The sequence below is a fragment of the Streptomyces sp. NPDC006733 genome, assembly GCF_040636125.1.
Taxonomy (GTDB): domain Bacteria; phylum Actinomycetota; class Actinomycetes; order Streptomycetales; family Streptomycetaceae; genus Actinacidiphila.
The window spans coordinates 73,650-98,429 of record NZ_JBEYJD010000019.1 but is presented as its reverse complement, the minus strand read 5'-3'; the positions used below and the strand labels follow the sequence as shown (position 1 = coordinate 98,429).

20 protein-coding genes are annotated in these 24,780 nt (G+C 72.4%); 4 read left to right on the top strand and 16 right to left on the bottom strand.

The genetic code is table 11. The features are described from left to right. Positions 1-2: 2 nt before the first annotated feature. The 6 genes from ABZ721_RS18730 to ABZ721_RS18705 form a co-directional block, all read right to left on the bottom strand. Positions 3-137: a hypothetical protein gene (locus tag ABZ721_RS18730; protein WP_358789720.1), complete on the bottom strand. Its 135-nt coding sequence runs from the start codon at positions 135-137 to the stop codon at positions 3-5. Positions 138-1,338: 1,201 nt separating this feature from the next. Beyond that, a complete protein-coding gene (locus ABZ721_RS18725; RefSeq protein ID WP_358789719.1) occupies positions 1,339-1,782 on the bottom strand; it encodes a hypothetical protein in 444 nt (147 codons plus the stop codon). A 16-nt stretch (positions 1,783-1,798) separates the two neighbouring features. Then, positions 1,799-2,353 (bottom strand): hypothetical protein, encoded by a 555-nt coding sequence (locus ABZ721_RS18720; RefSeq protein WP_358789718.1) that lies wholly within the window; start codon positions 2,351-2,353, stop codon positions 1,799-1,801. Between the two features lie 14 nt (positions 2,354-2,367). Beyond that, positions 2,368-4,038, bottom strand: a complete 1,671-nt coding sequence (locus tag ABZ721_RS18715) for a phage tail sheath subtilisin-like domain-containing protein (RefSeq protein WP_358789717.1) — start codon at positions 4,036-4,038, stop codon at positions 2,368-2,370. Further along, positions 4,035-5,351 carry a hypothetical protein gene (locus tag ABZ721_RS18710; protein WP_358789716.1) on the bottom strand — a complete coding sequence of 439 codons (1,317 nt, stop codon included), beginning with the start codon at positions 5,349-5,351 and terminating at the stop codon, positions 4,035-4,037. The genes ABZ721_RS18715 and ABZ721_RS18710 overlap by 4 nt, the downstream gene beginning before the upstream one ends. Positions 5,352-5,553: 202 nt before the next feature. After that, complete coding sequence (locus ABZ721_RS18705; RefSeq protein WP_358789715.1) at positions 5,554-6,468, bottom strand: BTAD domain-containing putative transcriptional regulator; 915 nt, start codon at positions 6,466-6,468, stop codon at positions 5,554-5,556. 516 nt (positions 6,469-6,984) lie between these two features. On the opposite strand from ABZ721_RS18705, the gene ABZ721_RS18700 reads away from it, so the two are divergent. Together ABZ721_RS18700 and ABZ721_RS18695 are read left to right on the top strand one after the other, a co-directional pair. After that, the gene (locus tag ABZ721_RS18700; protein WP_358789714.1) at positions 6,985-7,575 is read left to right on the top strand and encodes a GNAT family N-acetyltransferase; all 591 of its coding nucleotides are present in this window, start codon (positions 6,985-6,987) and stop codon (positions 7,573-7,575) included. Continuing rightward, positions 7,572-8,027 (top strand): VOC family protein, encoded by a 456-nt coding sequence (locus ABZ721_RS18695; RefSeq protein WP_358789713.1) that lies wholly within the window; start codon positions 7,572-7,574, stop codon positions 8,025-8,027. The genes ABZ721_RS18700 and ABZ721_RS18695 overlap by 4 nt, the downstream gene beginning before the upstream one ends. Positions 8,028-8,220: 193 nt before the next feature. On the opposite strand, the gene ABZ721_RS18690 is transcribed toward ABZ721_RS18695, so the two are convergent. Genes ABZ721_RS18690 through ABZ721_RS18680 form a run of 3 tightly spaced genes read right to left on the bottom strand, consistent with a single transcriptional unit; the run spans position 8,221 to position 12,132 of the window. After that, a complete protein-coding gene (locus tag ABZ721_RS18690; RefSeq protein ID WP_358789712.1) occupies positions 8,221-10,287 on the bottom strand; it encodes an iron ABC transporter permease in 2,067 nt (688 codons plus the stop codon). A 4-nt stretch (positions 10,288-10,291) separates the two neighbouring features. Continuing rightward, complete coding sequence (locus ABZ721_RS18685) at positions 10,292-11,266, bottom strand: iron-siderophore ABC transporter substrate-binding protein (RefSeq protein ID WP_358789711.1); 975 nt, start codon at positions 11,264-11,266, stop codon at positions 10,292-10,294. Then, the gene (locus tag ABZ721_RS18680) at positions 11,263-12,132 is read right to left on the bottom strand and encodes an ABC transporter ATP-binding protein (protein ID WP_358789710.1); all 870 of its coding nucleotides are present in this window, start codon (positions 12,130-12,132) and stop codon (positions 11,263-11,265) included. Before ABZ721_RS18680 ends, ABZ721_RS18685 begins: the two co-directional genes overlap by 4 nt. A 307-nt stretch (positions 12,133-12,439) precedes the next feature. On the opposite strand from ABZ721_RS18680, the gene ABZ721_RS18675 reads away from it, so the two are divergent. After that, the gene (locus ABZ721_RS18675; RefSeq protein WP_358789709.1) at positions 12,440-13,291 is read left to right on the top strand and encodes an SDR family oxidoreductase; all 852 of its coding nucleotides are present in this window, start codon (positions 12,440-12,442) and stop codon (positions 13,289-13,291) included. Between the two features lie 32 nt (positions 13,292-13,323). Here ABZ721_RS18675 and ABZ721_RS18670 read toward each other — a convergent pair whose 3' ends face one another. The 4 genes from ABZ721_RS18670 to ABZ721_RS18655 all read right to left on the bottom strand — a co-directional run bounded on the left by ABZ721_RS18670 (position 13,324) and on the right by ABZ721_RS18655 (position 19,809). Continuing rightward, a complete protein-coding gene (locus ABZ721_RS18670; protein WP_358789708.1) occupies positions 13,324-16,647 on the bottom strand; it encodes an NACHT domain-containing protein in 3,324 nt (1,107 codons plus the stop codon). Next, on the bottom strand, positions 16,644-17,894 hold the full coding sequence (locus ABZ721_RS18665; RefSeq protein WP_358789707.1) for a TIR-like protein FxsC: 1,251 nt from the start codon (positions 17,892-17,894) through the stop codon (positions 16,644-16,646). Before ABZ721_RS18665 ends, ABZ721_RS18670 begins: the two co-directional genes overlap by 4 nt. Positions 17,895-18,028: 134 nt before the next feature. After that, positions 18,029-18,490, bottom strand: a complete 462-nt coding sequence (locus ABZ721_RS18660; RefSeq protein WP_358789706.1) for a DUF4231 domain-containing protein — start codon at positions 18,488-18,490, stop codon at positions 18,029-18,031. 539 nt (positions 18,491-19,029) lie between these two features. Next, positions 19,030-19,809 carry an alpha/beta fold hydrolase gene (locus tag ABZ721_RS18655; RefSeq protein WP_358789705.1) on the bottom strand — a complete coding sequence of 260 codons (780 nt, stop codon included), beginning with the start codon at positions 19,807-19,809 and terminating at the stop codon, positions 19,030-19,032. Between the two features lie 222 nt (positions 19,810-20,031). On the opposite strand from ABZ721_RS18655, the gene ABZ721_RS18650 reads away from it, so the two are divergent. After that, positions 20,032-21,726 carry a RecQ family ATP-dependent DNA helicase gene (locus ABZ721_RS18650; protein WP_358789704.1) on the top strand — a complete coding sequence of 565 codons (1,695 nt, stop codon included), beginning with the start codon at positions 20,032-20,034 and terminating at the stop codon, positions 21,724-21,726. A 102-nt stretch (positions 21,727-21,828) separates the two neighbouring features. Here ABZ721_RS18650 and ABZ721_RS18645 read toward each other — a convergent pair whose 3' ends face one another. The 3 genes from ABZ721_RS18645 to ABZ721_RS18635 form a co-directional block, all read right to left on the bottom strand. Further along, positions 21,829-22,554, bottom strand: coding sequence for an alpha/beta hydrolase (locus tag ABZ721_RS18645; protein WP_358789703.1), 726 nt, complete (start codon positions 22,552-22,554; stop codon positions 21,829-21,831). A gap of 53 nt (positions 22,555-22,607) precedes the next feature. Next, entirely contained in the window at positions 22,608-23,579 is a 972-nt protein-coding gene (locus ABZ721_RS18640; protein ID WP_358789702.1) for an alpha/beta hydrolase, read from the bottom strand. Positions 23,580-23,642: 63 nt separating this feature from the next. Then, positions 23,643-24,638, bottom strand: coding sequence for a helix-turn-helix domain-containing protein (locus tag ABZ721_RS18635; protein WP_358789701.1), 996 nt, complete (start codon positions 24,636-24,638; stop codon positions 23,643-23,645). Between the last annotated feature and the right edge of the window lie 142 nt (positions 24,639-24,780).

Sequence of the window (24,780 nt, the reverse complement as noted above, 5' to 3'; positions counted from 1 at the left end):
CCTCACACCTCGATCCCGTGCCGCCGTGCCGCATCCCCGAGCACCCGCTCCAGCACCCGTTCGACGTCCTCGTCATCCCAGCCGCCGGTCGCCCGCTCCCCGACAGGCTCCTCGTCGGGCCAGGGGGCCGGCGGCACGTCCGGGTCATCCGCGCGGGCCCGCGCCCGGCTCGCGTCGTGGACGGGCTGTCCGCCGCCGCCCCAGACGCCTGCGCTCGGCTCCGCGGCTGCTGCGGTCCGGGCAAGTTGGGGGTTCGGTCCGCCGCCTCGACCGCCCGGTAGCGCAGCGTCGCCCCTGCGGCCCGAGCCGCCGGCGACGTGCCCCGGCTCCGCACCATCCGACGGCGCCGGCCGGTTCGCACCCGGCGGCGCCGCCAGGCCGCCACCGGGCTGCACGAACGCGCCGGACGCCCGCTCGTGCCACCCGTTGCCGGGCCGCGACCGGCCCGGCTGCGCGGTGGCTCCGCCGGCTGTCCGGTCGTGCGGGCCGGTCCGCCCCGTTGCGCCGCCGGACGTCTGATCGGCTGCACCCCGCGGCCGCGGCTCGCCGTGCTCCGACGGGCCTGCACCACGCCTCGGTGCGGTCGCCGCGCCTGCGGGATCTTCTCCCGCCAGGGGGCGCCGAGCCCGGTCGACGGGCACGGCCTCGTCGCCGCCCCCACCCCCCGGCACGCCGGCTCGCCGCGCGTCGGCCTTCCGCCGCTCCGCGCGCTCACGAACCCGCTCGAGCAGCCCGGGCGGTGCCGGGCGGCCGGCGCGGGGCGGCGTGCGCAGGACGTCGCAGAGCGCATCGGGCTCAGCCGCGATCCGGCGGCCGACCGCCTGCTGGAGCAGGCCCGTCACGTCCTGCGCCGCCACCCGCGCCCGTGGCGGCTCGCAATCGGTCACCGGGTCCGCGCCCGGCGGCCGCACGGGCTGCTGCACCTCCGGGTCGGGAGGAGGGCAGAGCACCGGAGCCGGTGGTGCCGCTCGCCTCCGCGCGGCCGGCCGACGGGATGTGCTCTCGTCCGCTGGGCACGGGCGTTCAGGCGTAGCGGGCGCCACCGGCGTGTCGGGCGGTGGTACCGGCGCCGGCGCACTGGTCAGGCACTCCCCCAGCAGCGGGGCGGTCAGGACCGACGGCAGCGGGAACGCGGTCGCGCACAGGGCTCGTGCGGCCGGGCCGCTCCGATCCAGCCGAGCGATCGAGCGGGCGAGCTCGCCGCGCCAGGCAGCGAGCGACCCGGCGGCCGGCAGGCCCGGGCGGGCGGGACGGCCGGAGAGCTGAGGCGGGGCGAGCTGATCGGCACGGGCGGCCGCCGGACCAGGTCCGGTGGGCCGGCCGAAGGGAAGGGTCATGTCAGGCGACCTCCGAGCTGCGACCGGCCATCTCGACGTACATCAGGATCTGGCCGACCGTCATCGCGCTGACCTCCTCCGGCGTCCAGCCGAACTCGTCCGCGAGCACGAAACACGCGCGGGCCAACGGCGTCTGGACGAGTTCGCCGAGCCGGTCCCGGGGTGTGTCGATCCCGCTCAGCTCGTTGATCCGGTCGACCAGGAAGCGCGCCAGGCCGGCCGGCAACCGTCCGGCCTGGTCCACCGTCAAGGACGGTTCGACCAGCGCTTGCTGGATCATCAGGCCGGCCGCGAGTTCGCGGTCGTCGCGGGCCGCGTGCGCGATGCGTTGCACGTCCCGGACCGTCAGCGGCCGGATCGTGACGGCCCCGGTCGGGGAGCCGGGCGGCAGCTCGACCTCGTGGGTGAGCGCGCTGCCGGCCAGCAGGTCGTCAGCCGTGAGCATCGGTGGCTACCCCGTCTCAGGCGAAGGCGATGTTGATCGGCGGTGCTTCGCCACCGCCCGTGTCGCTCCCGGAGCCTTCCCGGTCGACGACCCGCACGGTCAGCGCCTTGAAGCACAGGTGCTCCACGACGAACTCGTCCTCCGGCAGCGACCAGCTCCAGTTGGCGAACTTCACTCCGCCCAGCTCGAGACTGAGCGAGTTCGCCGGCCGGGCCGGATCGGCCAGGCGCAGCGTGATGCTGAAGGTGGGCTGCACGTACGGCTCGGGCGTCGCGGTGGACCTGGCGCCCCGGCCGAGCAGCAGGAACAGCAGCGCGCCGTTCACGTAGGCGCGGCCGACCGTGCCGGAGATGGCGATGTCGCCCGGGCTCAGCGAGACCGGATGCCGGCGGCCGACCTCGTAGAACTCCTTGAGCGCGGTGTCGACGCGGACCTTCACGTCGCTCAGCCGGCCGACGGTCTGGATCGCGAACGTGTCGACGACGGCCTTCGCGTCCGCGCCCTCCGGCGTGTCCTCGCCGGCCAGCAGGAGGGTGCCGTGCGCACCCGTGAACACCTCTGTGAGTGCCATGACCGTCCTTACCGTTAGCCGAGGAAGATGGTGACGACGATGAAGTCGATGCTGAAGGTCGGCAGGATGACGAGGTCGACCAGCGCGCGCCCGCGGATCTCGTCGTCCCTGCTGGCGTGCACGTCGAGCTGGTAGCTGACCAGCATCTCGCTGGTCACCATCGACGCCAGGAAGCCGTTGATGGTCGCCCGCAGCGCGCCCCGGACGCGTTCGTTGTTCAGCAGCCCGATGTAGGGCGTCGCCGCGGACCGGACGCCGAGTTTGGCGTAGTCGACGATGCGCCGGGTGGTGATCTGCGTCCATGCGGTGTTCGTCGAGGTGGTGATGCCCTTCACCACCCGGAAGCCCTGCCGGTTCTCCAGGGTGAGCACGCGGCTGAGGACGAGCTGCTTGAGTTCGGCGCTGTTGAAGTCGTGTTCCAGCTTGTCGACCGCGAGCACTTTGTTGGTCAGGCTGATGTGCGGGCTCTGCGCGGAGAGCAGGCCGGCCACCGCCGCGGCGGAGTACGTCCCCGGCAGGACGACGGGTGCCGGCGGGCTCTGGGAGCGGTCGGCGGTGCCGATGCCGGGTCCGACGAAGACCAGGCGGTCACTGTTGAGGCTGTGCGCCGAGGTGGCCGCCAGGAAGGCCGGCCGGTCGGCGGCGGGTGCGGTCCCCACGACCGCGATCCGCTCGCGCTTGATCTCGTCGCCCGACGCCGCCGCGCAGTGGGCGGCGAGGTCGTCGCCGAAGGTCTGGTCCTGTCCGGCGGCGACGATGATGTGCGCGTCCACGTCGAGCAGCGCGTCCAGGCCCGTCTGGTAGTCGGCCCCCGCGGCACCGTTGGCGCCCCCGACCAGGGGGGTCGCGGCCACCGCGTCGGGCAGTTCAGCGGGGTGATACGCCGCGGGAGCGGGGGGCGAGGCCGGGGCCGAGCCCGTGACGAGGGCGGAGTCGGCGAGGTCCGCGATGAGGTCGTCGCCCGACACGATGTTGTAGGTCTCTTCGGCCTGGATGCCGAGCTTGACCGTGACCTTGCGGGCGGCCGACTTGGCCACGGTGTAGGTCGCGAGCACGGTGTCGCCGGCGCCCGGTGCGGTGCCGAAGGTGAGCTCGCCACTGGTGGTGTCGACGGCCACCTGCGTCGGGTTGGGCGTCGTGTCATAGACGATGCCCGGCACCTGGTCGGCCCCGCCGGCCGACGGCCGCACGACGATTCTGTTGGTCGCGCTCTGGATCACCGGGATGTGCGCGAGGGTCGGCGGTGTCCCGGCGACCTCCTCCGCGCGGACCTGGGCGTTGGCGGTGGCGGTCGACACCGCCACGGTGAGTGCGTTGCCCCAGGTGCCCGGGGATTTGGCCGCCAGCCGGACGCAGGGGCCGCCGGGTGAGGCGAGGTCCACCGCCGCGGGTGCGGTGTTGCTGTCGGCGATCCGGACGGCCCAGACGGTGGTGGCACCGTACTTGTAGGCCTGTTCGAGCGCCCGGGTCAGCGTGAGCTCACCCGAGGCACCGTCCACCCAACGGTCGTAGCTGCCGTACCGGGTGAGCGCGTCGGCGTAACTGCCGAGCACCTGCGGCACCCCGATCGGGCCCTTGCCGGCGGTGCCGACGACTCCCAGGTTGCCCACGGTGATGGCCCCGGGGACGATGAGCGCCTCGGGACGAACCTCGATCAGGACGCCGGGCAGAACTGTTTCCGTCATCTCTCCCTCTTCTCCGTGAGCCGCAGGTAGACCACGGCGGTCTGATCGAGGCCGGGCTCCGAGTAGGTGATGCTGAGCCGGTCGGACCTGGTGCTCAGCACGATCGGCGGGTCCAGCTGCCGGTCGAACCCGGCGTACTCGTCCGGTACCAGGTCGACGTTCCAGTCGCCCATCGTCAGCGTCGTGCCGGACGCCCCGAGGCTCGCGAAGAGCGCTCCCGGCGGCTGGGTCACCTCGGCCGGGCCGGTGGCCGCCAGGAAGCTGTCGAGGTCGGGCTGGACGACCGGCGGCGTGCCGGACGCGTCGGTACGGCGTACGGTCACCGTGCCGCCGAGCGGCGGTCCGGGCTCGAACGCGAGCGCGCTGATCCGGTGGATCGTCGTGGGGCCGGCCAGGCCGAGGGCGGGTGCCGCCTCGTCGTCCCAGCGGACCAGGCCGTGGGTGATCGTCTCGTGCTCGCGTGCGGGGCCGGCCGCCTGCTCCGGGTCGGTGGTCACCTCGATCCGCGTGATCAGGCTGTCCGCGTCGTCGGCGGCGGCGTACCGGTATTCGTAGAGCAGGTCGAAGCTGGTGGTCTTGCGCCAGGCGGTCAGGGAGCCGAACTCCTCCGCCGGCGGGGTGTCGGCGACGTGGAAGCGCAGGAAGCCCGCGGAGCGCAACTGCTCACGGTCGTCCAGCAGGTCGGAGTGCAACGTCAGCACTGCGGCGTCGACCTCGGGCGCCGACGCGGACCACAGCTGGAACCGCACGCGGGCGTCGAGCCGGCCCGCCCGCAACGTCCGCACTCCGAGAGCGGCGGACTGCGTTCCGGCCTGATTCCCCAGGCCGGCCAGCTTTTCGGTGACCCGCTCCAACGTCACGTTGGGTTGCGGCAACGCGGGAGCCCCTGCCGGCAACCGCGCCCCGAGCACGGCCAGCATGTCCGCCACGACCTCCGTCAAGGTGGGCCCGGCCATCACCGACCGCCGCCCGCCCACGCGCCCCGGACCGTCCGGACCCGCGTGGGCCGAAACCGCGCCGGCCAAAGCGGCCGCCGCCCGTCTCCCGTCGGCCGCGTCGCACCCCGGCGCCCCGGTGCGGGACAGCTGGCGTTCGACGAAGCGCGCGATGTCCGCCGGCCGCCGCCAGCCCTGCCGTTGCCCGGTGACCGCGTCGGTGACATACCCGGCCCAGCCGGCCGCTCCCGCCTGGCCGCCGGCCCTCGCCGCGGGCTGCTCGCGCAGCGCCCGGACCACGAACGAGCGCACCGCCACGAGGTCGTCGTCGTTCGCGCTGACCGCCTCACCGTTTCCCCTACCGCCGTCGGCGTTCACGCCGCCTGCTGCTGCTTCATCGCCGCGATCTCCTTCGCGAGCCCGCCCGCGAGTGCTTTCGCCTCCTCACTTCACCGGCCCCCGGTCTCCGCCCCGTCTCCCCGCCGTCTCTCCAACGCCTCAGCCCCACCCACGACGAACCGGCCCGACCCCCCAGGGAATCGGACCGGTGACGGCCGGATACGGCGTGTTGGATGGTCGTTCAGGCTGGGGTGTTCCCCAATTGGTGGCTGATCGCGTCGACACTCGCGCGCAGCGCCGCGAGTTCGGCGCGCACCCCGTCCAGCGTGGTGGGCGACCCGAGCGCCGCCGCGACCGGCCGGGCGCCGGCCGGCGGGCTGGGGCGCAACGGGGGAGACGGCGTGTCCGCGCCGATCTCCGCGGCCAGCGCCTCGGTCCGGGACTGGGGACGGACGCCCAGTTCGTTGGCGAGGACCTGTTGACAGCGCCGGAACTGCCGCAGGGCGCGCGTGCGGTCGTCAATCAGGTAGTACAGGCGCATCAGCCGGCGATGGGTGCGCTCGTGCGCCGGTTCGATCTCGAGCAGCTTCTGCGCCCAGCAGATCGCCGCCTCCAAGCGCCCCCGGCGCTCGCAACCGCTGCTGAGCTTGTCCAGCAAGGTGATGTGCAGGTCTTCCAGATGGGCTCGTTCCGCTAAGCACCACTCCTCGTAGCAACTCGTCAGCAGCGGGCCCCGATACAGCGTGCTGGCCTGGTCCATCGCGGCCAGATCCGCGTCGGTGAGATCCTCGACCCGGGCCAGCTGTGCGGCCCGGGCTTGGTCGGCGAAGACCTCGACGTCCGTCCACAGCGGCCGGTCCGGATTCACGCGCAGCAGGTCCCCGTCGGTCAGGACCAGTCGCTGACCGGCAGGTCCGCCAGTGTCGGTGACCTGGCGGATCTGCCAGAGTGCCTGCCGGATCGCCTTGCGCGACGCCTCCGGTCCGGCATCCGGCCAGATGACCTCGGCGGCCAGCTCCCGTCGTACGTTGCGTTGTGGTGCGAGCAGCACCAGCGCCAGCAGTTCCTGGGCCTTGCGCAGGATGGAGCCGGCGACTTCACGGTCGGCCGATACGATTTGGAACGGCCCGAACAGATGGACACGAAGCTCGAGCACAGCAGTACCCTCCCCCACTCGACCAGCGACCCAGGCGCCTGTGCGAGCCCGGTCCCCCCGCCGATCGAACACACCTCCTATCCGCAGCGTTCGGCCCCCCGAGCGGTACGTGTGAGTGGTGCAGACACAGGATGCGCTCATCCGGTAGCCGTCGGCAAGATGAGGTGGCCTGTCCGGTTCGCCGCGATTTGCCGGAGGTTTCGCGCCCTGTCGAATCCGCGCGCGGCAACGTCATCTTCGGGGTGAAGTCCTTCAATCCGCTGTCCGGAAGCGCGCGAAATCACCATCGAGCATGACCAGTTCGGGCCCCCTCCAACGGACCATGCCCGGCGTGGCCGACCGGGGTCGGCCGGGGAGTGCTCCCGAGGTCGGCCCGGATCTGATCACTTTGGATCAAGGCCGTGTCGGGCAGCCGTCGGCGAGTGGGGGCCGCTCCGCCCCGCGCCGGCCGAGCACCCGGGGGACGGATCTCATCCGCAGCACCACCTCCCGCGCCCATTGGCTAGGTTGGCCGGCATGACCGACCACAGGGCCCTCGCCTGGCCACCTGCCCCGATCACCACCGACCGGCTCATCCTCCGCGCGTCGCAGGCCCGGGACCGGGCGGCGGTCATCGAGCTGAACGCCTCACCGGAGGTGGGCACCTACCTCGGCGGCCCTCGCCCGCGCGCCGAGCTCGAGCGCACGCTGCCCGAGATACCCGGGCAGCGCCCCGGCTTCTTCGTCGTCGAACTCGACGGGGCAGCGATCGGCACGATCCTGCTCGACCCGCACGCCCCCGAGCTTCCGGGCAGCAACCACCGCCGGGCAGCCGGACAGACCGAGCTCGGCTACTTGGTTCTGCCGCAGGCGTGGGGACACGGGTACGCCACCGAGGCGTGCACCGCAGCGCTCGACTGGTTCGCCGGCGCGCTCCCCGGCGAGCCGGTGGTGCTCTACACGCAGAGCGCGAACGTCCGCTCGATGCGTCTCGCGGCGACGCTGGGGTTCACCGAGGTGGAGCGCTTCGAGGCCTACGGGGCCGAACAGTGGTTCGGCGTGCGGTCCGCGGACACGCCTGATGCGGCGTCCTGGCCCGCGAGCCTGCGCGGAACGGAGACGCGATGACCGATGAAGCTCCCTTCCGGGTAGGGCTTCGCGTCGAGGACGTGACCGGGGCCGCCACGTTCTACGCGGGGCTCGGGTTCCAGCAGGCCGGATCGATAGCGGGTCCCGACGGCGGGCCGGTCATGGTGATCCTGCGACGGGGTGGCCTCCAGCTGCTCGTCGATTCGCTGACCGGCATGCCGTTTCCTGACAGCGCTCGCGAGCGCCTGACCGTTGCTGGTCCGCGAGGCCTCGGGGTGGTCCTCGGCATCCAGGTGGAGGACGTCGACGCGACCGCGGAGTACTGCCGCTCGGCCGGAGCGGCGGTGACCTCCGGGCCGCTCGACGCACCGTGGGGCGAGCGTTACGCCGAATGCCTGGATCCGCACGGCTACGCCTGGAAGTTCTACCAGCCGCTCCCCGATGCACCCCCGGACGGCCTGAACAGGGCCTACGACAGCTGGTTCGCCTGAGACCCCACCCGGGCGCCAGGGGCAGAGTGCCTGAGCTGGTCCTGCTGCACGTCGAAACAGACCAGCCCCGTCACTGTCGCCAGGATCGCCGCGTAGGCCGACGCTTCCTCAGCCATACCGCCGAGCCGCTCCGCGGCACGCTTGCCATCCCCTGGGCGGCCCGTGCCCGTCCGGGACACGAAAAGCCCCCGGCCTACCGCCGTGCCCGGATCAGCAGGTACAGGAAGTACGGCGTGCCGATCACGGCGGTGACCACGCCCGCGCCCAGTTGGGCCGGGGCGATGACGGTGCGGCCGAGGAGGTCGGCGGTGCAGACCAGGAGGGCGCCCAGCAGGAGGGCTACCGGGATCACGCGGGCGTGGCGGCGGCCGACCAGGGCGCGGGCGGCGTGGGGGGCGACCAGGCCCACGAAGCCGATCGTGCCCGCGGCGGCGACGGCCGTGGCGCTCAGCAGGACGCTGACGATCAGCAGGCCCAGCCGGGCCGATGAGGTGCGCAGGCCGAGGAGTTTGGGGGTGTCGTCGTCCAGGGCGATCAGGTCGAGTTCGGTGCGGCGCAGGACCGCGACCGCGGTCCCGAGTGCCAGGGCGGCCGCGACGGGCAGCGCGTCGTGCCAGGTGCGTCCGTAGGTGGATCCGGACAGCCAGGTGAGTGCCTTGGTGGCGTTGAACGGGTCGGTGAGGACGATGAACAGGCTGATGAGCGCCGTGGTCGCGGCGGAGACGCCGACGCCCACCAGGATCAGGCGGTTCTGTCCGAACCCGCCGCGGGCCGCGAGGCCGAACACGACGACGGCGGTGATCGCCGCTCCCGCCAGCGCTGCCCCGGCGATGTTCCAGGAGCCGGCGAGGGGCACCTTGGTCACGAGCAGTACGGCGCCGAGGGCCGCTCCGCCGGTGACGCCGAGGATGCCCGGCTCGGCGAGCGGGTTGCGGGTGACGGCTTGCACGAGGGTGCCGGACAGGGCCAGCGCCGCTCCGGCGAGGAGCGCGGCCAGGACCCGCGGCACCCGGGTGTCGAGGATGAACGCCACGGAGCGCCCGGCCCGGCCCTGCGCCCAGTTGGCCACGTCGCCCATCAGTAGTTTGGTGTCGCCCAGCAGCACCGCGCCGACGACGGCTCCGAGCAGGACGGCCACGAGCAGTCCTGTCGTGACGACGAAGACCGCCGTGCTGGGGATGCGCAGCCGCTCCGGAGCGGGGGCGCTGGTGGTGTCGCGGACGCGCAGCGCCATGGCGATGAGGAACACCGCGCCGAGCACACTGGTGACGACGCCGGTGGGGACCGCCACCGCGGACTGGGCGCTCACGGTGGCGCGGACCAGGACGTCCGAGCCGAGCACCAGAGCCGCCCCCGCCAGTCCGGCCACCAGCAGGGTCGCCCGGATGCGGACGAAGGGCCGGATGCGGCGGGCGAGCGGGCGGACCAGGGCCGGGGCGCAGAGGCCGACGAAGCCGATGGGGCCGGCGAGGGTGACCGCCGCCGCGGACAGCAGCGAGGCGCACACGACCACGGTGGTGCGCGTGCTGCGCACGCGGACGCCGAGCCCGCGGGCTGCCTCGTCGCCCAGGGCCAGCGCATCGACCCGGCGGGCGACCAGCAGGAGTCCGGCGATGCCCGCGGCGATGACGGGGGCCATCTGCAGGACGCCGGCGAACCCGTTCTGGCTGATGCTGCCCTGGCTCCACTGGTAGAGGCCGTTGGTCCGCTCGGGATACAGCAGCAGCAGGGCTTCGGTGACGGAGGACAGGCCGAGGGACAGGGCGCTGCCGGCCAGGACGAGCCGTACGGTGCCGGTGCCCGGTCCGGACAGGGACAGGACGACGGCCGCCGCCGCGAGCGCTCCGGCGAACGCGACCCCCGAGGAGGCCACGAGCGGCAGGGTGGTGCCGGTGACGGTGAGCACCCCCAGCGCCAGGTACGAGCCCGCGTTGACCGCCAGGGTGTCGGGCGCCGCCAGCACGTTGCGGCTGACGGCCTGGAGTACGGCGCCGGCCACGCCGAGCGCGGCGCCGACCAGGAGGCCGGCTGCCGCCCGGGGCAGCCGGGAGGCGATGACCACCGAGGCGTCGCCGGCGTCGGCGCTGCCGGTGACGGCCTTCCAGATCTCGGCCGCGCCGACGGCGGAGGTGCCTTGGGTGATGTCGATGAGGGCGAGCACGGCGACCAGGGCCGCCAGCGCGGCCGTCACCGCGACCGCGCCCGTCCTGGAGGTGCCGGCCCGTGAGCCGGAGGCGGGCGCGGTTGCGGTGAGGGTCATGGTGCTACTTCTTCAGGGCGATGAGGAGGGCGTCGACGTAGGCCTGCAGCGACTTGGGGCCGCCGAACATCCAGATGCCGTCGGGCAGCCGGTGCACGTTGCCCTGCTGCACGAAGGGCAGCGTCGTCCAGGCGGCGTTCTTGGCGAGGTCCTTGGTGAAGGGGTCGCTGGGCTCGCCGGCGTTGCCGATGTAGGCGAACTCCACGTCCCCGAGGCCGGACAGCCCCTCGACGTCGGTGGTGCCCAGGCCGTAGCTCTTGTCGCCGGGGACCTTCCAGGCGTTCTTCAGACCGAGCGCGGTGTTGACCGCGCCGATCAGGGAGCCGCTGGTGTACGGGCGGATGGAGACCTGGTTGGAGGCGACGTAGGCGTCCGCGAAGGCGACGGGGTGCCCCGCGAGCCCGGCGGCGGCGAGCTGCTTCCTGCCTGCGGCGATCTTGGCGTCGAACTCCTTGTTCGCCTGCGTGGCCGCGGCGGCGGTGCCGGTGGCCCGGGCGATCAGGTCGAGGTTCTGCTTCATCCGCCCGATCTGGTCGGCGGCGTCGGCGGCGTTGAGTTCGAGGACCGGCGCGATCTTGCGCAGTTGCTTGACGGCGGCGACCGGCAGGTCGTTCGTGGCCACGATCAGGTCGGGGGACAGGGCGGCGATGGTGTCCATGCTGGGCTCGCCACGGGTGCCGATGTCCTTGGGGGCGTTCTGCAGCGGAGCGGCGGTGTCCCAGGCCGTGTACCCCTTGACGTCGGCGACGCCGACGGGGTTGACGCCCAGCGTCAGCAGGCTCTCGACGACGTTCCACTCGGTGGCGACGACCTTGTGGGCGGGCCCGGCGAGGGTGATCTTGGCGCCGGTCGCGTCGGTCAGGGTGATCTGCTGCGCCGTCTTCTCCGGGGTGCTGGTGGAGGCGGACTCGGTGGTGCCGCAGGCGGCCAGGGTCAGTGCCGCGGCGGTGGCCGTGAGGGCGAGGAGGTGGCGTCTCATGAGGTGGTGCTGAGCCTTCCGGTGCGTGCATGGTGGCGGCCGACGGCGCGGGTGCGCAGTCGGCCGGTCAGGGGGTCGGTGTCGACATCGATGCGGATGCCGTAGGTGTCGGTGAGGCGCTCGGTGGTGAGGACGTCCTCGGGACGGCCGTCGGCGATGATCCGGCCGGCCCGCAGCAGGGTGATCCGGTCGGCCACCGCCGCCGCCTGGTCCAGGTCGTGCAGGACGACGCCGACGGCGATGCCGTGGTCGTCCGCCAGGTCCCTGATCACGTCGAGCAGCTCGACCTGGTAGCGCAGGTCGAGGTAGGTGGTGGGTTCGTCGAGCAGCAGCACGCCGGTGTCCTGCGCGAGGCAGCCCGCCAACCACACCCGCTGCAGCTGGCCTCCGGACAGGTGCTCGGCTCCGCGGTCGGCGAGGTCGACCAGGTCGGTCATGGCCAGGGCGAGCGCGACGGCGGCCGGTCCTCCCGGGTCGGCCTTGGACCAGCGCCCCCGGTGGGGGTAGCGCCCGAATTCCACGATGTCGCGGACGGTCAGTCCGCTCGGCGTGGGGCGCCCCTGGGTCAGCAGGGCGACCCGGCGGGAGAACTCCCGGGCGGTCAGCGCGAGGGCGTCGGCCGCCGCGTCCCCGGCGCCGAGGGTCAAAGCGGCGGTACGGGGACGCTGCAGGCGCGCCAGGGTGCGCAGCAGCGTCGATTTGCCGCTGCCGTTGGGTCCCACCAGGGCGGTGACCTCGCCGGGCCGGAGCGTGATCGCCGCATCGTGGACCACGTCCGTCCCGCCGTACGCCACCGTCACGTCCCGGGCGGACAGCTCGTCGCCGCGGGCTCGGGGGATCTGGTTTGCTTCTTCACCGGAACTCACGATGGTGAGGGTAGCCTACCCTTACCTGTGCTGCTTCTTGCGGGTCTGCCTGGTCGCGGCGCGAGCTCGGCGGCACTCCCCTGCGGCGGGCGACACCGCCGGTGGCGTCCTCAAGCCGGCGACGTCCTCACGTCGGCGCACGGGGGCGCCCGCGCGTGTGCCCGGGTACCCCCGTGCGCCCCTGCATGACCGGTGACCGCGGAACACGATCCCCGCGACCATGAACTGCCGCCCACGGCCGGGCAGTCGCGCCCGTGCGGAACGAGGCGCTGGGGCACCTCACTCACCACGATCGCGGGGGCAGACGATGACACGACGCTGGCTGATCACGGGCTGCTCCTCGGGACTGGGGCAGGCCTTGGCCGCCGCCGCGGCGGCGGCCGGGGACGACCTGGCGGTGACCGCCCGCAAGAGCGCGGACCTGGAGGAGCTGGCAGCGGCCTGGCCCGGCCGGATCACCCCGATCCCCCTCGAACTGCGGGATGCCGCCTCCTGCGAGGCAGCGGTCCGCACCGCCGTCGAGCGCCTCGGCGGGATCGACGTCCTCGTCAACAACGCCGGCGCCGGTCTGTTCGGCGCGGTCGAGGAGGTCTCGGACGCCGAGCTGCGCGAGCAGCTGGAGATCCTGGTGGTGGGCCCGTGGCGGCTGAGCCGCCTCGTGCTGCCCCTGATGCGGGCCCAGGGACACGGGCACATCGTCAACGTGTCGTCCGTGGTCGGCCGCATGGCCTTTCCGGGCCTGGGCGCCTACGGCGCGGCCAAGCACGCGCTCGAAGGCATGAGTCAGGCCCTGGCCCTCGAGACCGCCCCGCACAACATCCGCGTGACGGTGCTGGAGCCGGGCATGTTCGCCACGCGGTACGGCATCTCCATGACCGAGGCCGGCCACCGGGTCGCCGCCTACGACGGCACCAACCGCGAGATGCTCGAAGGCTCCCGCGGCCTGGCGGACAATCCGGAGACCGGCCGCCCCGAGGCCTTCGCGGCCCACGTCCTCGACATCGTTGCCGCCGACGCGCCCACGCCCCTGCGCATCCCGGTCGGCGAGGACGCGTACGGCTACCTGGACCTGGCCGACCAGGCCGCCCGCACGGAGTTCGCCGCCGCCCGGCTCCTGACGCAGGCGTCACTGACGCCGGCGCCGGCGCCGACTGCCTGACGGACGGGTTGGCGGAAGAGGTCGCCAGGCGGCTACTTGATGAGCAGGGAATCTCGCAGCGCATCGTGGCTGAAGCTGTAGACCGCCCCGCGCTGCCGCAGGACACCCCGGGAGTGGGCGTCGTCCAGGAAGACCATCAGGTCCCAGGGCAGGCTGTCCTGCAGCACCAGCTGCCACCGCGTCACCGCGTACCACCCCCAGGCGCTGGTGTTGAACAGCACCAGGAGCCCGGTCAGGGCCACCGACAGGCAGATGAGGCTCCCGCTGCTGCTGCCGTTCAGGGTGTTGATCAGCACGATCCCGGAAACGAGCAGCCACACGACGAGGGCGCTGCGCAGGATGCGGAAGCGGTCGGTGCGCAGGGCGCCCGGCGGGCTGACGGACCGGTGGGACGAGCCCCCGCGCAGTCCGGGAACGTCGAGGAACCGGTTGGCCGTCAGTCTCTCCAGAATCCCCCCGTGCGACCGGGGGGGCCGGGCGACGAGACCGGTCGCTGCTCCGAGCACGGCTCCGGTCACCATCCAGTCCCCGAACGCGTCGTCCGCGAAGAAGTTCAAGCTGTCCAGGTCCGCCGCGTCGGCAATGATCATCACGGCGGTGAACGCGAAGAACATGAAGGCGCCGCCGAAGACGGCCCCGAAGAGCGTGAACCAGGCCAGGGAGGCGACCCGGGGTCGCGAGGTGTGCAGGCGCCACCAGGCGATGTCGGTGCCTTCTCCCGTTCTGACCTGCCACTCCGCGAGGAACGACAACCACCGTGTCACGCGCTCGGCCTGGTAGCGGCTCTCGCGGCCCCGGTTCTGGGAACGCATGTTGTAGACCCCCGGGATGTATCTCCGGTGCAGTTGCCGTCGGATGCCCTCCTCCGGGAACGACAGGAGTTCGGTCGGGTCGGTGCTCGGTACCTGATAGGACGTCCGCACCAGATCGAGGAGCATCGGCGTCGTCAGCATCCGGCTCACCGGAGCCTCCGGCATCCGGCGCAGCACCTCCAGGACGGGGGTCCAACGAGTGTCCCCCGGTGCGGTGCTCGCCTGGAGGTAGTCGGCGGCGTCGTGCGGGGACAGCGGCTGGAGTTCGATGACCGCCGCCTTGCGCAGGGTCTGCCCGGTTCGGTCGAAAGCGGCCCGATAGGGCTGCGTGCGGCAGGCCACCAGGAGCGACTGGGTGTACGGGGCTTCGGCCAGGACGTTCAGTGCCTGGTCCAGCAGGTGGGCGGGGAGTTCGTCGAGACCGTCCAGGATCGGCAGGACCAGGGGGCTGTCGGCGAGATCCCCCGCGAGCTGGTGGCCGGCCGAGCCGCGCAGCAGCGCGGGGTAGTCCTCGCGCAGCTTGCGCGCGATCCAGTAGCGCAGGCTTTCGGTGTCCGGACGCCAGGTCGACGCCGCCAGCACCAGCGGAACCGGTACGGCGCCGTTCCGGGCGGAACTGTCGAGCATGCGCTGGGCCACCTGGATCAGCGCCGAGGTCTTGCCGACCCCGGGGTCCCCCAGCAGCACCATCTGCCGGGTCGGCACGGTGAGGAACCCGTCGTACAGACGCTGCACGACACCGGTCAGGCCCTCCCCCGGCCGCAGCGCACCCCGCGAGGAGTTCTCGTCCGCCAGGCCCAGGCTGGGCCGCTCCGTCATGTGCCACCGGACCGGCAGGGGTGCGGCGGCGGCGAGCCGGCGGAACGCCGCCTCGGCCTCCAACTGCGCGGCGACCATCCGACCCAGCCTCGTAGCGAGCTCGGCCAGCTCGGGGTCGTCCGACGCCACCCGGGCCGCAGCCTCCCAGCCGTCCTCGGCCGACGCGGGGCCCAGCGCTTCCCGGTGACGGGTGCGGGCCAGGCGGGCCACCTGTGAGACGAGCGGCTCGATCCCCGCCGCGGTCAGTTGCCCGATGACGACCGGCTGCCGGTCGGAGCGGGCCAAGTAGGCCGGGATCCGCTCCGTCGATCCGCCGGGCAGCACCACCGGCAGGTGGAGTGCGCGGGAGAGCCCGAGTTCGTCACGGACGAGGTCTGCGGCCGACGGGAGGGCCCCGCCGTCCTCGATGTCGCCCCTGGCGTTCGGCGGTTGTGCCGACGCGACGACCACGAGCACCTGGTCCGCGGCGCGCACCTCCTCCCTGAGCCATGCCACCCAATCGGTGCGGCGCTGCCCGGGCGGCTGGTCCAGGCGGGCGTCGACGCCCTGCTCGCGCAGCAGGTACCACAACTCGCGCACGGCGCTGAAGTGCTCCGCGGACTCGTAGGTGTAGGAGATGAACACCCGCGGTGAGACGCCCTGCAGGCGGGTCCCGCTGCCGAGGGGCCCGCCGCCCGCGGGCAGGCGCCGCTGGAAACGGCTGAGCAGGGCCCGCCGCTCGGTCTCCGTCAGCTCCGACCGCAGCTCGGTGACCCGCCCGCCGGTGAGGTGGGCCACGACCCGTTCCGTGGCGGCGAGGACGGTGTTCTCCTGGCGCGGCCGGTCGCCGAGGGTCGCCAGCGTCTCCTCGTACGCGTAGAAGCTCTTGTAGGGGATCTCGACCTCGCCCCAGTAACGGTCCGGGTCGTCGACGTGGGAGAGGAACCGGCCGAAGCGGGCGCGGGCGTAGTCGCGGCTCGCGTCGAGCTTGTCCAGCTCCGCGTCCTCCACGCGCATCGGCACCGGAAAGACCGTCAGGTGACCTCCGCGGTACTGGCGTTGGGCGGAGGTCGCCACAGCCGCGGCACCGTCGATGGCCTGGGTGCTCAGGGAGAAGCAGTCGACGAGGATGTCGGGCAGCTGGACGGTGCAGATGCCCGCCGTATCGCTGAGACCGGTGCGGCTGTCGATCAGGACGTAGTCGTATCCCCTGCGCATGTCCCGCTTGAGCGCCTCCAGGAAGCCGCCGCCGCCCAGGCGGTCGTAGAAGTCGTCCCAGTCGAACGCGCTCACCAGGTTCGCGTAGGAGGAGTTCTGGCACCCGGCCGGCACCAGGTCGACCGTGCCGGCGCCCGGGAAGGCGTCGTACTGCACCGAGACCGTGTAGGGCGCCACCTGGGCGTACTGCTCGTACCAGGCCGGGTCCTCCGGTACGTCATCCGTTGGATCGTCCGGCTCCGGGTTCGGGTCCGGGTCCGAATCCGGGTCCGGGTCCGGGTCCGTGTCCACGGCGGCCTCGGCGAAAGCCCACAGCAGGTCGATGACACCGGGAGAGGAGCGCAGCTCCGGATCCGGCAGGAAGGGGTGGAAGTACCGGTGCAGCCCGGGGGCTTCGAGATCCCAGTCGACGATCAGCACGCGCAGCCCGTTGTTGGCCAGGATCCAGGCGGCGTTGGCCACGGCCATCGACCGGCCGGTGCCCCCCTTGTAGGAGTAGAAGGTGAGGATGGTGCCGTTCGCGGTCACGGCGTCACCCCGCCGGGCCCGGCCACGACCGGACGGGACGACGGGCCCGGCTCGGCGACCGGGCGCACCTTCGTGGCCTGACGGACGACCCGTCGGCGGATTTCGTCCAGCGCCCCGGCCAGGGCGCTTTCGAACTCCTGCATCGACTGGACGTTGTCGAGGAACACCTGTTTCTCGCCGCTCCAGTTGGACAGGCACTCGTCCAGCATCTCCTCGGCCGCGCTGCGGTCGGTCGTCAGAGCCTCCCAGGACACGACCACGGCGGTGTTGGCGTAGCGCCGGTCGTTGAGGCGGGTGAGGATGCGCTGGTAGTCCTCCAGCCCGGTGGCCCACGGGTCGACCAGCAGCACCACGAGTTCACGCCGCTCACGGGCCGCCTCGATCGTGTCGAGCAGGGTGTCGTCCAGTGGCTGCAGCCAGGAGAGCATGTTCTGCGCGAGCGCGACGCCTTGGGCCCGCAGCGCGAGCGGGTCGGGGGTCTCGGGGTGGTACGGCCGCCAGTCCTCCCAGTCCTCGCCGTACGATTCCAGGACCGTGCGCACCATCCGCATGCGTTCCGTCCCACCGGCCACCACAACGAAGGTGACGCGGCGAGGTCCGCGCACCGCCCCCTTTGCCCGTGTTGCCCGTGCCCCGGTGGGCGGCGGGCTCGGGGTGGGGGCGAAGGCCGGGACGAAGGCGTTGGGGGCCCGCGCGAGGTCGAGGACGCCGGAAGGGGACGCGGGGGTCTTGGCGGCGTCCACGATCCGCTGCGCCAGCCCGAACAGAGCCTCCTCGTAAGCGGTTCTGCGACTGGTCACGCGCATCAGGAAGCGGAGCCCGCTCTTGGCGTAGTCCCGGCCGAACTGGTCACGGGTGTCCTGCAGCCACGAGATGCCCCCCGGCACCCCGGCCAGGGGCGGCACCCACCACACGGGAACCACGCACAGCGGCCGGGACCCGCTCGCCTGCTCGTGCGCGTCGACGCGCGTGTGGAAGGCGTGCCACTCCTGGCCGCAGTATTCGCTGACGAAGAAGTGCGACGAGTAGACCGGGACGAAGACGTCGCAGGTACCGAGCGCCCCGCCGGTGGTGAGGGCCCAGTCCGACCCCGACGGCTGGTTCTTGTCGAGGAAGCCGACGTCCTTGGCCTGCCCGATGAGAGTGCCGACCTCGAGGCACAGGTCGTCGAAGAACGTGTAGAGGTGGTCGTCGACCGCGTCGTCACGGGCGTAGCTGAAGAAGAAATGCGTCACGGTGCCTCGCACGGCGGGGTCTGTCCTGCGGTTGCCAGGTCATGTCACTGCCCACCCGACCTGTCGGATGCGGGATGGTGGTTGCCGGACGGTGGTTGTCTGCGGAGATTCCTGTCGGGAAGCACCTCCGGCGGATCCGGGACCCGTCACGGCGCATCACCCTCCCGGCCGTCACGCTGCGGCGCCGCCAGCTGCACCCACGTGCCCATCTCCTGCTGCTCGATGCGGGTCACGTTGGCGGCCAGGGCGCGGTCCCGGGTGGAGGTGTCCGCGTACGGCTCGGCACCGGTCCGGTACAGCCGGCGCTCGGCCTCCACCGCCTCCCGCGCCTGGCTGAAGCGCACGTAGTCCTCCTGCCAGTGGAAGGCCGCACGCAGCCCGGTGACGACCACGACGATCCCCCCGAGCACGGCCGGTACGCGCGCGTCCCCGGGCTCGTACACCGCGGTCACGGGGATGGCCCCCGACACCAGCAGCTGCACGACTTCGGTCAAGCGGTAGAAACGACGCGCCTTGATCGCCGCCCTCGCATACCAGGAGTAGGAGCCGTCGGCCAGCCCGAGGGCGTAGCCGGGAGGCGCGGCCTCGCCGGACGATGAAGAGGACACGCAAGCTCCCCCGAGCAGGTGTGGCATCGATGGTGCACACACAGTAGCGGTCAGGTCCCGGCTCGCGGGGCGATCCACCGGATCAGGGGCACCGGATTCTCGGGGGTCACGGGCTCATGCCGACGCCGCGGATCCATCCTGTGCTCGCGAGACCTCCCAGGACCGGGAGCTCCAGGTCAGCCAGACCTGGCCTCCCATGACGGCGCGACCGTGGCGCCCGCTGCCCTCCCTCGCGGCACGGGCCAGTAGCCGGAGGCCGGCGCGCTCAACTGCCGCTGAGTGGCGAGCGCCACGAGACATCGTGCCAGGGCCTGCTCGTCAGACGCTCCAGCAGGGACGCCGCTGTATCGGCGGCAGAAGCCGGGGGAACCCCAACCGCTGTGAGCGCGGCGCTGACCCTGGCCACCGCCCCCTCGGGCACGTCCGGCTCATTGAGGAGGGGCAGGACCAGCAGGAGGCGGGCGTCGCAGTCCTCGACCCCGTCGACCGTCGACCGTCGGGTACCGCGGGGGCGTGCTGACGGCGGAGGCGCTCAGCCGTCAGCCGCCGAGGAGGAGTTCGAGAAGCCGCCCGGGAGCCCGCAGCGGCAGGTAGTGATCGGCGTTGCCGACCACCTCCGTCCGCGCGTCCGGGATGCCGTCCGCCAGGCGCCTGGCGATGACGCTGATCTCCGGGTGGTCGTGATCGCCGACGATGACCGTGGTCGGGACCGCGATGCGGTCCAGCCGGCCCACCGCGTCCTCGTCGGGGTCGAGCGCGTGTCCCTTCGCCGCGGCAGCTCTGATGTCGGCGTTCTGTCGCACCATGGGTTCGATGACGTCGAATCCCGGGGCCCGGTCGCCCAGGCTCGCCCAGAGCGTGAGCTCCAGCTCGGCGATGCGGCGTGCGTCCGATCCGTGCTGCGCCGCGCCATAGGCCTCCATGTCCGGGCTGCGGGGCCACTCGTGTCCTCCGGCCGAGGCCGCGATCAGCGTCAGCGCGCGCACCCGCTCGGGGTGCTCCAAGGTGAAGTCGAGTGCGACCTCCCCTCCCATGCTCAGGCCGACGAGCTCCGCAGCCGGGAAGGCAAAGTGGTCCAGGACCGCCAGCAGGTCGTCCTCGTAGCGGAACGGCGCGGTCGCGAGCGTTGACCGTCCATGGCCCCTGGCGTCGTAGCGGATTACGGTGTGGTGCTGTGCCAGCGGGGCGAAGACGCGGTTCCACAGGCGGCTGTCGTGGACCGATCCGTGCAGCAGGACGAGCGGGGGGCCGTCCCCGGCCCGCTCCGCCCAGAGGTGGCCTCCGCCGGAGACGGGGATCAGCTCGGTGGTCGTCGTCATACCGGCGATTCGATCACACCCCGTCGGCAGCCCGTCCACCGGTGGCAGAGCGCATACCCGGCGAGCTGTGCCGTGCGATCCGTCAGGAGCCGGGCGGGCTGTCGGTCAGGCCGAGGTCTCCTGAAAACGGCGCGGTACGAGTGCGGGGTTCGGGGTAGTCGCCCGCCATCTGATCCCCTCGCAGCCTTGCCTGCGGGGGGAGTTCGTGCCGAAGGAGTATCGATGATCAGGTCGCATTCCCGCCGACTGCAGCGGCGTGCTCGCGAGGTGTTCGGCTGGAAGCGGTTGCGTCCCGAGCAGTTGCCGGCCATGGAGGCGGTGATGCGGCGCCGCGACACGCTGGTCGTCATGCCGACCGGGGCCGGCAAGTCGGCGGTCTACCAGGTGCCCGGGCTGCTGCTCGACGGGCCCACCGTGGTCGTCTCGCCGCTGATCGCGCTGCAACGCGACCAGGTGCAGGGCCTGCTGCGCCGTGACGGCGCGGATGCCGCCGCGATCAACTCCACGCAGAGCGCCGGGGAGAACAGCGCGGTGTGGGACCGCATCAGCGGCGGTGACATCGACTTCCTGTTTCTCGCGCCGGAGCAGTTGACCAAGGACGAGGTGGTCGAGCAGCTCGCCGCCGCGCGGCCCGCGCTGTTCGTGGTGGACGAGGCGCAGTGCGTGTCGTCCTGGGGGCATGACTTCCGGCCCGACTACCTGCGGCTGCGCCAGGTCATCCAGCGCATCGGGCGCCCGCCGGTCCTGGCCCTGACCGCCAGTGCGGCGGCCCCCGTGCGGGCGGACATCATCGCCCAGCTGGGGATGGAGGACGTCCACGAGATCGTCACCGGCTTCGACCGTCCCAACATCCACCTGGAGGTCATCCCCTTCCAGGACGACGCCGTCAAGCGCCGCGCCGTCATCGAACGGGCCGCCGCCGAACCCAAGCCGGGGCTGGTCTACGCGGCCACCCGGCGGGAGGCGGAGGACTACGCGCGGGAGCTGGGCGAGCTGGGCCTGGACGCCGCCGCCTACCATGCGGGTCTGCGGGCCGCGGAACGCACCGACGTCCATCACCGCTTTCTGGAAGGTGAGTTGGATGTCGTGGTGGCGACCTCGGCGTTCGGCATGGGCATCGACAAGCCCAACGTGCGCTTCGTCCTGCACGCCTCCGTGCCGGGTTCCCTGGACGCGTACTACCAGGAGATCGGCCGGGCCGGCCGCGACGGGAAGCCGGCACGCGCCATCCTCGCCTACCGCGCCCAGGATCTCGGCATGCAGCGGTTCTTCGCCGCCGGACGGCCCGATCCCGACACCGTCGCCCAGGTCGCCCAGCAGCTGAAGGCCCACCGGGCTCCGGTGTCGCCCAGCGAGTTGCGCGAGGAGACGGATCTGACGGCCAGCCGGCTGACCGCCGTGGTCAACCTCCTCGAGCAGGTCGACGCCCTGAGCACCACGGACGAGGGCAAGCTGCAGCCGGTGCCGGGCATCAGCGCGGCACGCGCGGCCCGTGAAGCGGTGGAACTGGGCGACGCCCGCCAGCAGCTCGAGCGCAGCCGCGTGGACATGATGCGCGGGTACGCGGAGACCATCGGCTGCCGCCGCCGCTTCCTGCTGGGCTACTTCGGCCAGTCCCAGGACGGGGAGTGCGGCACCTGCGACCGGTGCGCCGCCGCCGAACTGCTCAAGAACGGCGACAGCGACCACGGCTGCGACATCCTCGCCGGCACCGGCAGTGCTCCGACCACGTCCACGGAGGCCGGCCCGCACCCCTTCGCCCCGGGTACCCACGTCAGTCATGAGCAGTGGGGCGACGGCGCGGTGATGAGCGAGGAGGACGGGCGGATCACCGTCCTGTTCGACACCGTCGGCTACCGCACGCTGTCCCTCGCGGTCGTGCAGGACAACGCGCTGCTGACGCCCGTCCCCGCGTAGCCCCGCGCGGTGGCCGGAACTGCTGCCGCCCTGCCCGGTTCAGCTCGGGCAGGGCAGCAGCAGTTCGTCCCGCGGAACGGCCGAACGGTCAGCGGTCAGCGCTCACTGGGCCGTGGCGCGGGCGGCTTCGCGGATCAGCTCGGCGACCTTCTTGGGGTGGGCGAGCATGACCAGGTGTGAGGAGGGCACCTCGGTGGTGGTCATGCCGGCCCGCTGGTACCCGAACCGTTCGACGTCGGGGTTGATGGTGTGGTCGTCCGCGGCGATCAGCCCCCAGGACGGTGTGGTCTTCCAGGCCGCGGCGGGCGCCGCGTCGGCGAAGGCCTGCGCGGCCAGCGGGCGCTGGCTGACGGCGAGGACCGCGGTGAGCTCCGGCTCGACGTCGGCAGCGAAGATCGCGGGGAACCGTGTGGCGTCCACCGTCACATCGGTGCCGGTCTCGGTGGAGCCTTCGATCGGGAAGGGCGTGTAGAGCAGGGCCGAGGCCAGGTCGGAGTCGGGGAAGCGGCCCTGCAGCTCCCCCAGGCTCTCGCCCTGCTCCAGGGCGTATCCCGCCAGGTAGACCAGCGCCCGCACGTTGTCCTCGACGCCCGCGACCGTGATCACCGCACCGCCGTAGGAGTGTCCGACCAGGACCACCGGGCCCGGGATCTGGCGGACGACCGAGGCGATGTAGGCCGCGTCACCGATCAGGCTGCGGTTGGGCACGGCCGGGGCGACGACGGGGAAGCCGTCGGCCAGCAGTTCGGGGATGACCCGGGCGTAGCTGGAGGCGTCGGCGAACGCGCCGTGGACCAGGACGATGGTGGGCGTGGGTGACGGGGCCATGGAGCCTTCTTTGCTGATCGAGGGGCCGGGGGTTGCGCGGTGGGGCCGGCCGGTCAGGCCGGGTGCAGCGCGGTGCGCAGGGTGTCGGAGGCCAGGTTGATGGCGACCTCGGCGCCGTGGGTGGAGCGCAGGGCGTTGAGCATCACGAAGTCGTGGATGACGCCCTGGACGCGGAGGGCGGTGACCGCGACGCCGGCGGCGCGGAGGTGGTTGGCGTACGCCTCGCCCTCGTCGCGCAGCACGTCGGCCTCGCCGGTGATGATCAGGGCCGGGGGCAGGCCGGTGAGCTGCTCGGTGGTGGCGCGCAGCGGGGAGGCGGTGATCTCGGCGCGCTGGTCGGCGTCGGTGGTGTACTGGTCCCAGAACCACTGCATGCCGTCGCGGCGCAGGAAGTAGCCGGTGGCGAACTGGTGGTACGAGGCGGTGTCGAAGCTCGCGTCGGTGACCGGGTAGAACAGCACCTGCTGGAGCAGGGGCACGTCGCCGCGCTCCTTGGCCATCAGCGTCAGCGCGGCGCTCATGTTGCCGCCGACGGAGTCGCCGACCACGGCCAGCCGGGTGCCGTCGAGGTCCTTGTCGGCCCCGTGGGTGACGATCCACTGGGCGACGGCGTAGTTCTGCTCGATGGCCACCGGGTAGCGGGCCTCGGGCGACAGGTCGTACTCGGGGAAGACCACGGCGGCGTGGGCGCCGAAGGCCAGCTCGCGCACCAGGCGGTCGTGGGTGTGGGCGTTGCCGAACACCCAGCCGGCGCCGTGGATGTACAACACGACCGGCAGGGGGCCGGTGGATCCGGCCGGGCGCACGATCCGCGCCCGCACGCTGCCGGTGGGACCGCCCTGGACGGTGATCCATTCCTCGTCGATCGCGAGCAGCTCCGCGTCACCGGACTGGACCTCGTCCACGGCCTTGCGGCCCTCGGCCGGCACCAGGTCGAACAGGAACGGCGGGTTGGCGGTCGCCTCGGCGAAGGCCAGGGCCTGGGGCTCGAGAACGGGCTGGACCGGGGTTGTCGCATCGGACATCTGCAGCTCCTTGCTTGAGGGGAAAGCTTTCCTGAGGACCACGCTAGGGGGTGCGGGCAGCGTTCACTTGTCCGCCGGTGCACCGGAAGTGTTCTCGCAGTGCGCTGCGGACCGGCCGTGCACCTGCCATTCGCGGGGCGTTGTTCCGTAGGCCGCGCGAAAGGCCCGGCTGAAATGGCTGGGATTGACAAATCCCCACCGCTGGGCGACGGCCGCCACGCCCATTTCCCGGGCCATGGGCCGCAGCAGATCCCGGCGGCAGCGCTCCAGGCGCTGGGTGCGGATCCAGCCACCCACGGTCGCGCCCTCGAGCTGGAACAGCTTGTGCAGATACCGCACCGACATGCGGTGCGCTGCGGCGATCGCGGGCGGCGTCAGGTTCGGGTCGTCGAGGTTCCGCAGGACGTGCTCTTTGACGCGATCGAGTGAGGCGGCGGTGACCTGCGGGTTTTCGGTTGCCAGGCGGCTGTGCCACTCGTCGATGAGCAGCACCATCAGGTCGAGTGCGGTGGCGGCGACCCGGCGGCCGACCGCGTCGCCGAACCCCTCGGCCTCGCGCGCCATGCGCGCGAGGAAGGTCGCCACCAGCGCACCGCTGCCCTCCTGGCCGCTGAACGCGGTGGCGGTCAGTGCGCGCAGGTCCTCGTCGCGCACCTGCAGTTCGGTGCGCGGGAAGTGGAAGGAGGTGAACGTGAAGGGTTCTGCGAGCCGGATCGTGAACGGGCGGGACGCGTCGCTGAGGGAGAAGGCGCCCGGCCCGATCACGCATTCCCGCCCGTCCTGCTCCTTGAGGGCGGTCCCCCGCTCCTGGAGGGTGACGATGAGCGAGTTCCGGTCATCGCGGGCGATGTGGCGTTTGTTGCGCCGGACCGTTTGTGGTCCCGCCTGGACGCGGGAGATCTGCAAAGGGCCGAGGCGACTGCCGACGATCGTGCCGGGCGCCGGTTCGGGCTCGAGCAGGCGTACTTCCATCGGCACGAAGGTGCCGGAGACCGCGGCGTGCCAGCACTCCGCCCGGTCGGCAGCGGACAGCGGCGCGGTGGACAGGACCGTGGGCACAGGCTTCCTCCGGGGACGTCGCGGCCGCCCGGCGAGGGGTTTCGGCCGGCGAAGCCCCCGTCCGTGCCGGCGCGGCGGATCCCGCTGGTCAGAAGCCGGGCAGCAGATCGGATCTGCGGTCTCCAGCCTGCCGTGCGGTCGG